Genomic DNA, 14,491 nt, shown 5'->3' with positions numbered 1-14,491 from the left:
CTAATTTTTTAGTTATTAATAATGACATTTACCACACTCAAGACCTCCAATTGCATCTACAGTGATCTTACCTCCATCTTGAGGATATTGTTTTTTCAACTTGTCATGTAGATTTTTGAAGTACTCTTTATTATAACCGTTGTTCATATCAACTTCAGTCGTTCTGTGGCACTCGATACACCATCCCATAGTAAAGTCGTTTGCCATCTGAACAACATTCATTGTATCAATTTTACCGTGACAAGCTTTACATACAACATCAATTTTGTTGTTAGGATTCTTTTTGTTGAAAGAATTGATGATCGCTTGTTCTCCAGCAATTACGTGCTGTGAGTGGTTGAAGTAAACGAAGTCTGGCATGTTGTGGATTCTTGTCCATTCAACCGGTTGTGTTTTTCCTGTATACTGTTGTTTTGCAGGATCCCAACCTGTTGCAGCGTAGATCTTCTGAATTTCTCCGTCATAGAATGCCTTGTCTTTTCCTGGCTCCATGTAGTGATCTGCGTTGTATTCAGAAATCGTTCTGTGACAGTTCATACAAACGTTCATAGAAGGAATCTCAGATACTTTTCCGTATTTAGCACTAGAGTGACATAACTGACAGTCAATTTTCTGTTCTCCGGCGTGAATTTTGTGAGAGAAGTAGATAGGTTGCTCAGGTTTGTACCCTTTGTAAACCCCGATCCACATTAACCAGTTCCATACTCCGTAAGCGGCTAAAATAGCAAGGATTGCCAATAAACCTTTACCAATGAAGTGGAACTTCTCATACATTTCACTGAAAGAACGAACTCTTGTTTCATTAAGTCCAGCTAAATCTTCAGACTGACCTAGTTTTACCAATTGTCTTAGCTTAACCAAGATCCAAACCAGTAAACCTGCGATCGCTAAAAGTGAAATGATGACAACGTTTGTTGTAGTTTTGTCTGCAGGAGCTGCCGCAGTAGCGTCAGTTGCAGGAGTTGCTTCCGGTTTTTTCTCCTCCGGAGCAGGAGGGTTAGTTGTGAAAGCTAAAATGTCGTCAATATCCTTATCTGTAAGATTTGGAAAGACCTGCATTTCAGTCTTGTTAAACTTTTCAAAAATCTCATTGGCGTATTTATCCCCAGAAGCTCTTAGAGCTTTGTTGTCTTTGATCCACTTGTGAAGCCAATCTTTGTCTACACCACCTTCTGTCTTTACACGTTCTACAACCCCTTTTAGAGGTGGTCCTACAACTTGTTTGTCCAGCGCGTGACATGCAGTACAATTCGCTTTGAAAAGTTTCTCTCCGTTTTTAGGATCGCCGTCTTGCCCGTAAAATGAAGCACTGGTTGATAGCAATAAGCCTATTGCGATCAACGTTTTTTTATAATGCTTTCTCCAACTAATCATTTAAATTATCTTATGTTAGTAAATTATTGAACATTCAATCAATTCCGCAAAAATAATATTTTTAACAGGAATTTAACGGTATATCGAAAAGGGAAAATATCATTTACGTTTAATTTGTATTGATTCTAAATAACCAGTTTGGTATAGTTTTTTAATTTGTATAAATTTGCGGAAACAAGTTTAAATGAGAAATCTAATCAAAATATTTTCGATATTATCATTATTTGGATTTTATAATATTGAAGCACAACAAGTTGTTAAAAAGGATACCCTGTCAGGAACAGAGCTTATTATGACAATGGATTCCAAAATAAATGCTGCTTTGGAAGGAATTGAAGGAAAGTGTGCGAAAGTTACTCCAACAAATTCTCCTAAAGATTTCGGTAATAATGATAGTGGAATTTCTACAGGAATCAATACAAAACCACCTAAGATCTTTGTACCGAGCAGAGAGCTTACCAATGCTGAAATCTGTAAGAAAAATCCTAGAATTTTAGGGTTCAAAATCCAGATTACAACGGTAAAAAGTAATGAGGAGGCTAATGAGGTGAAGTCTTATTTCAGAAAAAGATTCCCGAATCTGAAAGTGGAGACCGATGCTTCTTTAAGACCAAATTATAAGATTTTAGCTGGAAGTTATTTCACAAAACAAAGTGCCGCCAGTGATCTTTCGAAAATCAGAGAATACTTTAAATCTGCAGTTGCAGTACAGTATAGAATTTTCTGTGCCGAGGCGAAATAAGAAGAATTTATTTCAATATAAAGAACAAAAAGCTGAGAAATTTCTCAGCTTTTTTTATTGATAATAATTTTCCATAAACCAGAAGAATTCTGCCATTCTAAAGATATTGTTGATCAGCAGATAAGTAAATAATATTGCCACAATGAATGTTAAAAATGACATCATTTTCGGTGATGATCTGTACGCAAAAAAGAGCCATCCTACAAGCAAAGGATAGACAAAAACAAAATGTCCTCCGTAGATGTAGGAAGTATGAAGACCAAATCTCATCACGCAATGGATGATGATATCAACTGCAAATGAAATAGTAATGATCTGGACCCATTTATTCTTGAAATTTTTAAAATAACTCCAACTTATCAGGATTAATAATATTGCTACGAAAAAGTAAGGAATGGCAGATGAATAAAGATCCATATAAAGTCCTTTGAAATTGAACCCTTTCATATTGTGCTTGTCCGACATGATGAAGCTGGGGAAAAGAATATTCCCGCCAAAGAAAAATGAAAGAATCATATCCCATGTCGGCATAGATTCTACATTGGAAAACTTTTCATATTGCTGATTGGTTTTTGAAAAGATATTCTGATATTTAAAATCGATTCTGTTCAGATAAAGCAGGATAAAACAAATAACCGCAATTATTGCCCTTAATGTTGCATTTCCGAACTTCTTCCAGCTTGTAAAAATGCCTTTCTCAAAAATAAGAGGAATGAAAACTTTTACAAAGTTGGTAATAGTAAGTCCTCCGATAGTAATCCCAGCCAATGATAAGGCTGTTGCTGGTATTTTCTCTTCTTTCCTTAGTTTGATTGCCGCATAGTAGTTGTATAGCGATAGTAAAAATAAAGTGTAGGTAAAGTTTTCCGGTGTGAAAGACAAGATGATATTAGTGGCAAAAGCTCCAAAGAATAATACGATTAAAAGGCTTAACCATAAAGGAAGCTGAATGATATTCTTTACATATTTAAATACCTGAACAATGTTCAATGTGATGATGATATTACTGAGCCATGCCAGAGTAAGCCTGAAATTAGCATCCATTTTTCCTCCTGAAATAAATAACGAAAATTCTCTTATCCAGTTAAAAAAATAGTAAGATAAAGGGTGTCTCTCAAAGCTGCCTCCTGTCATAAGGATAGATTTGTTGTCAAAGCTGAAATAGGCATCCCATGGAATTCTGCTGTCAAAAATAATCCTGTAATGAAGGGCAATATAAGATCCCAGAATTCCATAGCAGACAGTGAAAAACAGAAATACTGCCAGTTCGGTATAAGTGGATGGGAAAACCAGTTTAAGAAAATTGATAAATTTTGTTTTGATAAAAGACACGGGTCAAATTTTTTGCAAAAGTAAAATAAAAAAACCACCAAAATTGGTGGTTATAAAAGTTTGTATAAACGTTGTTATTGTTTGATTACTTTCTCGGTTTTGGAAGTTCCGTCTGAGAAGTCTACTTTTAATAGATAAACTCCTTTTGGAAGCGAAGAAATATCCAATCTTTCTGAAGTATTGTTGAGTAGAGATTTTCCGCTTGCATCAATTACTGTAGTAGATTTGATTTTTTTGTCTGTTTTTATATTGATTTCTCCTTTTGTAGGGTTTGGATAGATGTTTGTGAACTCTTTAACTTTAGCATTGGATTCCTGAGTCGCTAATGTAGCACTTGCTAAAACCTGAACATCATCTATGGAAAGACTATCTGCATCATTGGCAACATAGTGGAATCTGAATTTTACATTCGCCTGCCCTGCATAGGAAGCTAAGCTCACGGTAATTGCTAATGTTTCATAATCCGTATATACTCCGTAGTTTTCTTCAACCCATACCTGATTCCAGGTAGTTCCTCCATCTGTGGAGACCTCTACTTTTAAATCTCCGTTAGGATTTGGATCAACCATGTATTCGTATCCAATTTTAGCATTGAACTTTAGTACCGGACTTGTTGTTCCTACCAAACTGAAGGAGGGGCTTGTTAAATGAGCGTCCTGTGCCTGGGCAATCCATCCTATAGCGGCAGATTTTCCACCATTGATATTGAATGTTGCTTGTCCGGTTGCATTAAATATGGTAGTGGTAAATCCCCAAGGTCTTGAAGCCACATTTGTTCCGGTTGTCCATCCTGTTGGAGGAAATGTCGTACCCTGAAAAGTTTCTGTGAGAATCTGTGCATTCCCAAATACAAAAGAGATTAGGGAAATGAATAGTAATTTTGTTTTCATTTGGTTTACGTTTAAAGTTGTTAGTAAATGTAATAAAAAAATGAAAATAATTACATGTTTTTTGATTTTTTATGAATATTTGTTAATTACGAACTGCATGAAAGTGTGGAACATCCGGCAGTATCATCATATCCAGACGGTCTTTTGGCGGAGAACTCGGGGTATATTTCCTGATATGGATTTCCGAGTGCTTTCATGAGCTTTTCCAGCATCTCTTTTTTGCCATTGCTGATCTCTTCAATGCATTCGTAGAGAAGATAATTTCGGAGTATAAATGTTGGATTTGCCTTTTCCATTATAGCTAAAGAGTCTTCTTCTGAAATAGAGTTTAAAGCTTTTCTTGCTTCATATCTTTTGATGAAACTATTTAGCTTTTCCAGCTTTTCTTCATTCAGAATAATATAAGAGACATCTTTAAAATGTTCTGATATATTTGTGGCTTGGGTTATTTTTTTCAGTTGATTGAAAAACAAAGTGTAATCTAACTGAAGTTCTTGCATAATACCCTGCCAGCTGGTGAAAAACTCTTCATCATCCTTTTGAAGCTGATCAAAACCGAACTTTTTACAAAGCATCTGGTCATGAGCTTCCCAAAAATAAGTTCCGAAATTATTTAAAGTATCTTCTAAAAACTTTTCATCTTTGATTAACGGATGAAGAGCATTGGCAAGCTGCCAAAGATTCCATTGAGCAATTTGTCCCTGTTTTCCGAATGCATATCTTCTTCCCGGAAGGTCTGTTGTGTTGGGTGTGAAATTCAAATCATATTCATCCATCATGGAATAGGGACCGTAATCAATGGTTAATCCGAGAATTGACATGTTATCTGTATTCATTACTCCGTGTACAAAACCGACTCTGAACCATTCAACCATTAAGTTAGCCGTTCGGGTGCAGATATTTTCAAAGAAATCTTTGTATTTCGTACTGTCAGTAGCTGTAATTTCCGGATAATAATTTTCCATGGTAAAATCGGCAAGTTCCTGAAGATTGTTGTATTCTCTTTGGGCAGACATAAGTTCAAAATGTCCGAAACGTAAAAAGCTTTCAGCAGTTCTGATGACCACTGCACCTTTTTCAAGCTGTGGATTTCCACTGTACATGATGTCGCGCATCACATCTTCACCCGTAAAAGCAAGGCTAAGCGCTCTTGTTGTAGGTACACCTAAATGATGCATGGCCTCACTCATAAGATATTCGCGTACAGAAGACCTTAATACGGCTCTTCCATCAGCATGTCTGGAATATGGAGTAGCACCGGCTCCTTTCCATTGTATTTCGGTCTTTTTTCCTGCCTCATTGGTAATTTCACCAGCAAGGATGGCTCTTCCATCTCCAAGCTGTCCTGCCCAGTTTCCGAACTGATGTCCTGCATAAGCTGTGGCGTATGTTCGAACGTTTTCCGGAAGGTTATTTCCAACCAAAAAATTCAGGTCTTCATCTTCATATTTTCCCAGGCCAATTTCTTCTGATAAAGCTTCGTTAAAAGCAATCAATTCGGGTTTATCAAAACCTGCAGGCTTAATAGTAGCAAATAAGACTTTTGGAGTGTTTCTCTGCATAGGGTTATTGGAAAAATCACCAGGAAAAGTTTCAATAAATGGCTGTCTGATACGTTCGATATTCATCCTTCAAAGGTATTAATTAAAAAAGAAAAGACCTTTCAAATTATTGAAAGGTCTTGTGTATTTCTAAAAGAGAATTTATTTATTGAAATCTACTTCATCATTAGAATGAAGGTTTTCATTGATGTTGTCCTCTTTCTTTTCTGTTGGTTTTTTAGGAGTTGGATCTGCCGGCCTTGGATTTTTGATCTCATCGATCGTCTGAAGACTTCCTTCATCTCCATATCCTCCGCTTAGTCCTTTAAGGTTTGAACATCCGTCTTTCCAGTCTGAAGGCTTAACAAACTTGTCATCAGGAGTTACTCCTAAGCTCTTATCAGCCCATACTTTTTTCATGAAAATTGCCCAGATTGGTAGTGCCATTCTCGCACCCTGACCTTCACCTGTTCCAAAGAAGTGGGTTGCTCTGTCTTCCCATCCAACCCATGCTCCGGTTGCCAGTTTTGGTGTGATTCCCATAAACCATCCATCGGAGTTATTCTGAGTTGTTCCTGTTTTAGCCGCAATTTCCACAGCTTTTGAAATTCCTCTTCTTCCTAATTCTCCGGAAGCAGTTCCGTATTGTGCAACACCTTTCATAAGTTCAATCATAGTGTAGGCATACATTGGGTTCATTACTTCTTTAGGCTCTACGTTTACTTCTTTGATTACTCTACTGTTGGCATCTTCAATTCTCCAGATCATCTCTGGTTTGTTGTAATTACCATAATTGGCAAAAGTACTGTAAGCACCTAGCATTTCGTAAATCGTGATGTCTGATGAACCTAAAGCAATGGTATTGTTTCTAGGAATATCTTCTGTTACTCCCAGATCTCTTGCCGTCTGGATTACAGCGTCTACTCCTGTCATTTCAATAAGTCTTGCAGCAACAGGGTTTTGAGAGTGTGCCAATGCATCTTTTAAAGTAAGCATTCCACCTCTTCCCGGTACATGCCATCCGTTATGATCATAAGTTCCGTTAGAAACAGCAGAACAAGGTGTCATTCCAAGTTTCATAATAGCAGTAGCATATACGAAAGGCTTGAATGTAGATCCTACTTGTCTCTTACCTTGCTTGATATGGTCATATTGGAAGTGCTGCCAGTCTATACCACCTACCCAAGCTTTGATTTCTCCGGTTCCCGGAACCATAGACATCAAACCTGCCTGTGCAATTTGTTTGTGGTATCTGATAGAATCCCATGGAGACATTTCCACCTCTTCTTCTCCTGCCCATGTGAATCGCGAAGTTTTAATAGGTTTTTTGAACTCCATCATGATAGAATCCTCAGGCATTCCATCAGCTTTCAGTAATTTGTAACGGCCGGTTCTTTTCATCGCCTGAACCATTACGTCCTTGATTTGTTTATCATTAAGATAGTAGAAAGGTCTATTCTTTCTTCCTCTCTGTTCTGCATCAAATCTCTTCTGAAGATCTGTTAAGTGTTCTTTGATTGACTCTTCAGCATATTTCTGCATTTTAGAATCAAGAGTAACATATATTTTTAGACCGTCCTTGTAAAGGTTAAGCTTTTTACCGGTTTCTTTTTCATGAGCTTCAAGATATTTGTCAATCTCTTTTCTCAGATAGAACTTGTAATAAGCAGAATATCCATCAGTGATACTCTTGATAGGATGGAAGTCTACTTCAATCGGGGTACTGGCTGCTTTTTCATAAGTTGCAGCATCAATGTATCCGGTTTTCTGCATTTGATCCAATACAACATTCCTTCTTTCTTTAGCCTTTTCAGGGTATCTGTAAGGATTGTTTTTCTTGGATTTTCAAGCATTGCTACAAATGTTGCAGCTTCCGGTAATGTAAGTTCAGACGTTTTCTTGTTAAAGTAAACTCGGGAAGCCATTTCAATACCATTAGCATTGAAAAGGAAGTCGAACTTGTTGAAATAAAGAGTGATAATTTCTTCTTTGGTGTATCTTTTCTCAAGACTTACTGCTACTACCCATTCTTTCAGTTTCTGGAATGCTCTCTGAACTTTATTCTGAGAAGCATTTCCTGTGAAAAGAAGTTTGGCAAGCTGTTGAGTAATGGTAGAACCTCCACCACGTCCACCACCATATGCTACGGCTCTGGCAACGGAGTATAAATCGATTCCTGAGTGTTCTTTAAAACGCTCATCTTCTTTAGCCTGTAGAGCATAAATAAGATAAGGAGGGAGATCCTTATAAACAATTGGTTGAGTCTTTTCTTTTTCGAATTTACCCAAAGTTACTCCGTCTGAAGAAATGATCTCAGAAGCAACAAAGATATCCGGATTTTCAAGTTCTTTTACATCAGGCATTTCCCCAAGGAATCCTTGAGAAACCGAAAAGAAAAGCCCTGAAATTCCCAGAACTACCGCAATGAGTCCGATCCAGATAAATGAAACCCATTTTCTCCAGGAGGTATCTTTCTTTTTCTTGGGAGGCAGAGGAAATGTTTTCCCCTTATTTCCTGTATTTTTTTTGTTTTCTTCCATTTATGGTTACGGTTTAGCCGTTTCTATTTTTACCCCAATATCCTCAATTCCCGGAAGGTTATCATTTCTCATCGCCTGAGTAAGACCGATTTCATATTTTCCTTTTCCCGGAAACTGGTAATTTACTTTATACTGAAACAAAGTTTCTTTCGTATCACCAAACCCTGTACCAAGCCATTCTCCGTTTGGTTTAGCCAGAACATAATTTAAAGTGTCTGTTTCCTTTTTTTTGTTCTGTAGATTGGTGAAATTCACTATAAACCTTATATTGCTGTAAGGATAAGTGTTGTTATTTCTTACGACAAATATAATATTTTTAGGATTCTGCGGATCTGAAACTTCAAGATTAAATTTTTGTTCACTTTTCTTATTCCATTTGTTATCAACGGAATTCATGATGACATCTCCTCCTGAGGAAGAGTTGCAGCTAAAGAAAAGGATAAATGAAAGTAATCCTAAAATTTTATGCATTGTTATCTTTTTTTGGAGGATATTTCTTTTTGAATTTTTTCTTGTTCGGATTGTTGCTCTGTGGTTTTTTATCAGCGTCAGAATTATTCACTGCTTTTTCCACAGGTGTTTTTTGCTGTGGGTGCTGCTTTTGAGGTCTAGGCTGATTGGCAGATTGAGCATTTGGGTTTTCGGTTTTTTCAGATCTTTCCGGTCTCTCTTGTCTTTCCTGTCTGTTTCTTTTTTGTCCTTGGCCCTGACCCTGACTTTGCTGGTTGTTGTTTTGCTTATTCTGGTTGCTCTGGTTGTTTCTGTTCCTGTTGTTTCCTCTGTTTTTCTTTTCGAAACGGTCCACATTGTTTTCCTGTATCAAATCGATCGTGTGAGTAGAGGTTTCAGGCTGTTTCAGGTCTTCAAGAGGAAGTGTTTTTTCTCCTCTTTTATTCTTTGAAATCAATTTTTTAACAAGGTCAATATCAAAATCATACCATGCAATTGAGCTGTCTACATAAGCAAACCACATTTTCTTTTTGAAAACGTCGATTTTAATACAGAATGCTTTCCTTTCTCTGTTTCCAAAGTAGTTGAAGAAGAAGGGAAGTTGCTTAATGCGTCCAGGTAGCTGTCAAGCTCATAGTTAAGGCAGCATTTCAGCTTACCACATTGTCCTGCCAGTTTCTGAGGATTGATACTCAGCTGTTGATATCTTGCAACATTGGTGTTTACAGACCTGAAATCTGTAAGCCATGTTGAGCAGCAAAGTTCACGTCCGCAAGACCCGATTCCGCCCACTTTGGCGGCTTCCTGTCTAAAACCGATTTGTTTCATATCGATCTTGGTACGGAATGCACTAGCGTAATCTTTGATCAGCTGTCTGAAATCTATTCTGTTATCAGCAGTATAATAAAAGGTTATTTTTGAAGAGTCACCCTGATATTCCACATCGGTAACTTTCATTTCAAGGCCTAATCTTTGTGCAATTTTTCTTGCTTCAAGCTTTACGCCGTCTTCTTTTTTTCTTGCTTCCTGCCATACCTCAAGATCTTTTTGGTTGGCCTGTCTGTATATTTTGAGTGCTGATTCTTCCGAAAATTTTTTCTTTTTCATCTGAATCTTTACTAATTCTCCCGTAAGGCTTACTACGCCTACATCGTGTCCCGGACTTGATTCTACTGTAATTACGCTACCTATATGTAAAGGAATATTATTTACATTCTTATAAAAAGATTTTCTGTCATTTTTAAACCTAACTTCTACAAAATCACACCTGTTTGGTGCCGGATTGTTGATGTTAGAAAGCCAGTCAAAAACACTTAATTTATAACTATTCCCGCAGGTATTTACATTTTCACAGCCATTTGCGGTTTTTTTAGGACCGCAAGAATGTGCAGAATCGCCGGATGTTTTACATCCACAACTCATATTTTCTATTATTTATAATCTGCAAATTTATGTATTTTTATCTTTATGCGATTCTAAAATACTTAAATAAGGTGAATTCGGTATAAAAGATTTCCCTATTTTAACTAAGAATGATGTCTGTAGATGTAGTCAGAGGCTTTATAAGGGAATAAAAATGCTGATTTTTAATTTATTCTATTTTTTTTTCTTTAACATTTATTATCTTTTTCCTTTCCTGGATTGCTTTTTTAGTGCATTATTGTTTAATTTTAAACGATCGTTTAAAATTAAACAATGAATATGACTTGGTTTTTAAACTATTTTAAGTGTTTAATAATGATTGTTTTGTATTTTATTTTCTTTGAGGTGTTATTTTAAACATAGTTTTCTTTTGTAATATTGTTTAAAATATTAGGAAATATTAACAGACGTATTCAAAATAATTTTATATTTGGCTTATATATATAATAATAGTCTATGAAAAAATATTAGTATCAACTGCTTTATTGGCGGGAGTTCTATCTTACGCAGGAGGCTTCAGAGTTTCCCTGCAGGGGGTAAAACAATTGGCAATGGCGCATACTAGTGCTCATGCCGAAGACGCGAGTGTGACATTCTTTAACCCGGCGGGTATGTCATTTATCCCTTCCAAGCTGAGTGTAGTGGCAGGAGGGTTTGCAGCAAGTAACAAGGTTACTTTTCAAAACTTCAATACTTTACAAAGTACAGAGACAGATAACCCTGTAGGAACTCCTTTCTATGCCGCAATTACTTATAGACCGATAGAAAAGCTTACCGTAGGTCTAAGTGTAACAACACCTTTTGGAAGTACAATTAAGTGGCCGAATGACTGGGAAGGTAAAGAAATGGTTCAAAAATTAGAACTGAAAAGTTTCTACTTCCAGCCAATGGTTTCTGTAAAACTAGCTCCATGGGTATCTTTTGGTGCCAGCTATATCTATGCAAAAGGAGTTGTAGACTGGGATAAAGCAGTAACACAATTTGGAGGACAGGTAAATATCAACGATAAAAAAGCAAGCGGACACGGATATGGTTTTGGTTTCTACTTCAGACCTGATCCGAAATTAGATGTAAGTATTGCTTACCGTTCAGCAATAGATATGAAAGCTAAAAATGGTACAGCTACTTTCCAGTTCCCTTCTCAATCTATCTATAATCAGCTGAAATTAAATGCTGCCGGACAGGATGGGTTCTCTGCAACACTTCCGTTAGTGGAAGAATACACCATTGGTTTAACTTATAAAGTGACACCAAAATGGCAGGTTTCTGCTGACTTTAACTATCACGGATGGGAAAGATACAGTAAGCTTACTTTAGATTTCGAGAATGCTCCTATTGGAAACAACCCATCAGATCCAACTGTTCTTACAAGTCCTAAAAACTTTAAAAATTCTAAAACATTCAGACTGGGAACTCAGTATGCATTTACCAATATGATTTACGGACGTTTGGGAGCTTATTATGATGAAGCACCTTACACTACAGAAAACTTTATCCCGGAAACACCTTCATATGATACGTATGTTATTACAGGAGGGATTGGCTTTAAGCTGAAACAATTCGGAATTGATATTGCAGGAGGATATGCAATGCCTCAATACAGAAATGTAAATAATGCTAATCTAGGTTTCTACGGACAGTCGAAAGCAACAGCATTTTACTTAGGTCTAGGTTTATCCTATAATCCATTTTAATTTTAGAAGACTATGAAAAAAATTATAATATCGACAATTGCAGTTTCTGCACTTCTTTTTACAGTAAGCTGTAATACGGATTTCGATACGGATGTGAAAGATATCCCGGTAACAAAAGGAGACGCAGACTTTTCAAAATATATCTCATTAGGAAACTCATTAACTGCTGGTTATAGAGATGGAGCTCTTTACAGCAGTGGACAGAGTGAATCTTATCCAAGCATGATTGCAGCGCAAATGCAATTAGCAGGTGGAGGCGCTTTTAAACAGCCAATGATGCCTAATGACACAGGAGGGTTTACCAATTTATTTAACCCAGCAACAGGAGATTTTGCAGGTAAATATGTGTTAAGTGTGGTGAACGGAGCATTAACTCCCGGTCCAACAGCTCCAGGAGCAGCATTAGATAATGTTTCTGCTGGTGGTCCTTACCAGAATATGGGAGTTCCGGGAGCAAGAGTAGCGCATTTACTGGCTCCGGGATATGGGAATCCAGCCGGATTAATCTCTACGCCTGCTACTGCAAATCCATATTTCGTAAGGTTTGCGTCATCAACAACAACTTCAGTAGTAGAAGATGCCCTAAAACAAGACCCAACCTTCATTTCTTTATGGATAGGAAATAATGATGTTTTATTATATGCAACTTCAGGAGGAGCTGATCCGAATGTTCCGATTACGCCAGTAGATGGTGCTGTAGGGGTAGGGTTCAGTAATACCTATGCTTATTTAGTAGATAAACTATTCCCTGCCGGTACAAAAAGAAAAGGTGTTATTGCTAATATTCCTACAGTTACCAATGTCCCTTACTTTACGAGAATTCCTGCTATGCCTCTTACAGGTTTGACAGATGCTCAGGTAACTCAGCTGAATACAGGATATGCTCAGTATAACGCAGGATTGCTGCAGGCTAAAACCTTAGGAGCGATCAGCGATGCTGAATATCAGAGAAGGTTAATTAAATTTACTGCTGGAGCGGCAGTCAACGGAGCTGTAATTGTAGATAAAGATCTGTCAACTGTTCCGGGGCTTCCAAAATACAGACAAACAACAGCGAAGGATTTAATTCTTTTACCAGCTAGTAAAGTTCTTACTCCACAGGCTGGAGGAGGTACTTCCGTACCATTAGAAGATAAGCTTGTCCTTACTGAAGCTGAGACTGCAAAAGTCCTTGCTGCTACTGCAGGATATAACACAGCGATAAAAAAAGCAGCAACAGACAAAGGTCTTGCCTTTGTGGATATGGACGCTAAAATGATGGAATTGAATTCTAAATCAGGAATTATTTGGGATGGAGTAAAATATACGGCGACATTTGTAACCGGCGGAGCTTTCTCTTTAGACGGAGTTCATCTGACAGGACGCGGATACGGTATTGTTGCTAATGAATTTATCAAGTCTATCAATGCTAAATATAAGTCTACACTTCCGCAGGTAGATCCGAACAAATATTCAGGAGTTAAATTCCCTTAATAATTGATAAAATAAAAACTTAGAAACCACAAGAGTAAATCTTGTGGTTTTTTTTTAAATTTGCAAAATCTTTTAAAAAGTAAAAATGGCCGATCAGTTAAGTTATCTATTTTGTACAAGAACCAGCAGGGACTTGGCAGAGAAAATTGCCCAGAGTTATGGGAAAGAATTAGGAAAAATCAACTTTCAGGAGTTCAGCGACGGGGAATTTGAGCCTGTTTTGGACGAATCTGTAAGAGGAGGAAGAGTTTTCCTGATTGGATCTACATTCCCTCCTGCAGACAATCTTTTGGAACTTCTTCTAATGATTGATGCAGCAAAAAGAGCTTCTGCAAAGAGCATCACCGTAGTAATTCCTTACTTCGGACTTGCCAGACAGGACAGAAAAGACAAACCAAGAGCGCCGATCGGTGCAAAATTAGTTGCTAACCTTCTTACTGCAGCAGGAGCGACAAGAATCATGACAATGGATCTTCACGCAGATCAGATTCAGGGATTCTTCGAGATTCCGGTAGATCATCTGTATGCTTCTACTATTTTCGTAGACCACATCAGATCTTTGAATCTTGATAACCTTACCATTGCTTCTCCTGATATGGGAGGTGCAAAAAGAGCGAAAAACTATGCCGGTCACCTAGGTGCTGAAGTAGTAATTGCTTATAAGGAAAGAAAAAAAGCAAACGTTGTAGAAGAAATGTTCCTTATCGGGGATGTTACAGGTAAAAATGTAATCCTTATTGATGATATGATTGATACTGCAGGTACACTTTGCAAAGCTGCAGATATCTTAATTGAAAAAGGAGCAAAAACAGTAAGAGCTATGGCTACTCACGGAGTGCTTTCAGGAAAGGCTTACGAGAATATTGAGAACTCGCAACTGCTGGAAGTTATTGTAACTGACTCAATTCCTGTTAAAAATAATTTGTCATCTAAAATAAAAGTGCTATCTTGCGCCCCGTTATTTGCAGACGTTATGACAATGGTTCATGAGCACAAATCAATTAGCAGCAAGTTTGTTATTTAATTGATTTTA

Annotated in this window: 9 protein-coding genes and 2 pseudogenes; 4 read left to right on the top strand and 7 right to left on the bottom strand. The window is 37.3% G+C overall.

Annotation, left to right across the window (positions count from 1 at the left end):
• Positions 1-15: 15 nt before the first annotated feature.
• Positions 16-1,374, bottom strand: coding sequence for a c-type cytochrome (locus KBP46_RS14150; RefSeq protein WP_047426932.1), 1,359 nt, complete (start codon positions 1,372-1,374; stop codon positions 16-18).
• Between the two features lie 184 nt (positions 1,375-1,558).
• Between KBP46_RS14150 and KBP46_RS14145 the strand changes: the two genes are divergently transcribed.
• Positions 1,559-2,116, top strand: a complete 558-nt coding sequence (locus tag KBP46_RS14145; RefSeq protein WP_062673122.1) for a hypothetical protein — start codon at positions 1,559-1,561, stop codon at positions 2,114-2,116.
• Between the two features lie 54 nt (positions 2,117-2,170).
• Here KBP46_RS14145 and KBP46_RS14140 read toward each other — a convergent pair whose 3' ends face one another.
• From KBP46_RS14140 to KBP46_RS14115, 6 genes and pseudogenes are all read right to left on the bottom strand, one after another.
• Positions 2,171-3,448, bottom strand: a complete 1,278-nt coding sequence (locus KBP46_RS14140; protein ID WP_253297048.1) for a DUF6080 domain-containing protein — start codon at positions 3,446-3,448, stop codon at positions 2,171-2,173.
• Between the two features lie 74 nt (positions 3,449-3,522).
• Positions 3,523-4,338, bottom strand: coding sequence for a T9SS type A sorting domain-containing protein (locus KBP46_RS14135; protein WP_123278636.1), 816 nt, complete (start codon positions 4,336-4,338; stop codon positions 3,523-3,525).
• A gap of 86 nt (positions 4,339-4,424) precedes the next feature.
• Positions 4,425-5,966 carry a YdiU family protein gene (locus KBP46_RS14130; RefSeq protein WP_216443516.1) on the bottom strand — a complete coding sequence of 514 codons (1,542 nt, stop codon included), beginning with the start codon at positions 5,964-5,966 and terminating at the stop codon, positions 4,425-4,427.
• A gap of 75 nt (positions 5,967-6,041) precedes the next feature.
• Positions 6,042-8,419 (bottom strand): annotated as a pseudogene (locus tag KBP46_RS14125) (transglycosylase domain-containing protein).
• Between the two features lie 6 nt (positions 8,420-8,425).
• Complete coding sequence (locus KBP46_RS14120) at positions 8,426-8,890, bottom strand: gliding motility lipoprotein GldH (RefSeq protein ID WP_062673130.1); 465 nt, start codon at positions 8,888-8,890, stop codon at positions 8,426-8,428.
• Positions 8,883-10,291: pseudogene (locus KBP46_RS14115) on the bottom strand (stage 0 sporulation family protein). The gene KBP46_RS14120 and the pseudogene KBP46_RS14115 overlap by 8 nt, the downstream one beginning before the upstream one ends.
• Positions 10,292-10,776: 485 nt before the next feature.
• Between KBP46_RS14115 and KBP46_RS14110 the strand changes: the two are divergent.
• From KBP46_RS14110 to KBP46_RS14100, 3 genes are all read left to right on the top strand, one after another.
• A complete protein-coding gene (locus tag KBP46_RS14110; protein ID WP_253297047.1) occupies positions 10,777-11,985 on the top strand; it encodes an OmpP1/FadL family transporter in 1,209 nt (402 codons plus the stop codon).
• Between the two features lie 12 nt (positions 11,986-11,997).
• A complete protein-coding gene (locus tag KBP46_RS14105) occupies positions 11,998-13,458 on the top strand; it encodes a G-D-S-L family lipolytic protein (RefSeq protein WP_120232431.1) in 1,461 nt (486 codons plus the stop codon).
• An 85-nt stretch (positions 13,459-13,543) separates the two neighbouring features.
• Positions 13,544-14,482 carry a ribose-phosphate pyrophosphokinase gene (locus KBP46_RS14100; protein WP_062673136.1) on the top strand — a complete coding sequence of 313 codons (939 nt, stop codon included), beginning with the start codon at positions 13,544-13,546 and terminating at the stop codon, positions 14,480-14,482.
• Positions 14,483-14,491 lie beyond the last annotated feature (9 nt).

Source organism: Chryseobacterium sp. PCH239, from assembly GCF_018924625.1.
GTDB classification, from domain to species: Bacteria; Bacteroidota; Bacteroidia; order Flavobacteriales; family Weeksellaceae; genus Chryseobacterium; species Chryseobacterium cucumeris.
Note: the sequence above shows the minus strand (reverse complement) of the source record. Positions and strands in the feature narration are given on the sequence as shown.

Excerpts from the sequence above, each read along its gene's own strand:
- KBP46_RS14150 (WP_047426932.1), bottom strand. The coding sequence starts at position 1,374 with ATGATTAGTTGGAGAAAGCATTATAAAAAAACGTTGATCGCAATAGGC.
- KBP46_RS14145 (WP_062673122.1), top strand. The coding sequence starts at position 1,559 with ATGAGAAATCTAATCAAAATATTTTCGATATTATCATTATTTGGATTT.
- KBP46_RS14135 (WP_123278636.1), bottom strand. The coding sequence starts at position 4,338 with ATGAAAACAAAATTACTATTCATTTCCCTAATCTCTTTTGTATTTGGG.
- KBP46_RS14130 (WP_216443516.1), bottom strand. The coding sequence starts at position 5,966 with ATGAATATCGAACGTATCAGACAGCCATTTATTGAAACTTTTCCTGGT.
- KBP46_RS14120 (WP_062673130.1), bottom strand. The coding sequence starts at position 8,890 with ATGCATAAAATTTTAGGATTACTTTCATTTATCCTTTTCTTTAGCTGC.
- KBP46_RS14105 (WP_120232431.1), top strand. The coding sequence starts at position 11,998 with ATGAAAAAAATTATAATATCGACAATTGCAGTTTCTGCACTTCTTTTT.
- KBP46_RS14100 (WP_062673136.1), top strand. The coding sequence starts at position 13,544 with ATGGCCGATCAGTTAAGTTATCTATTTTGTACAAGAACCAGCAGGGAC.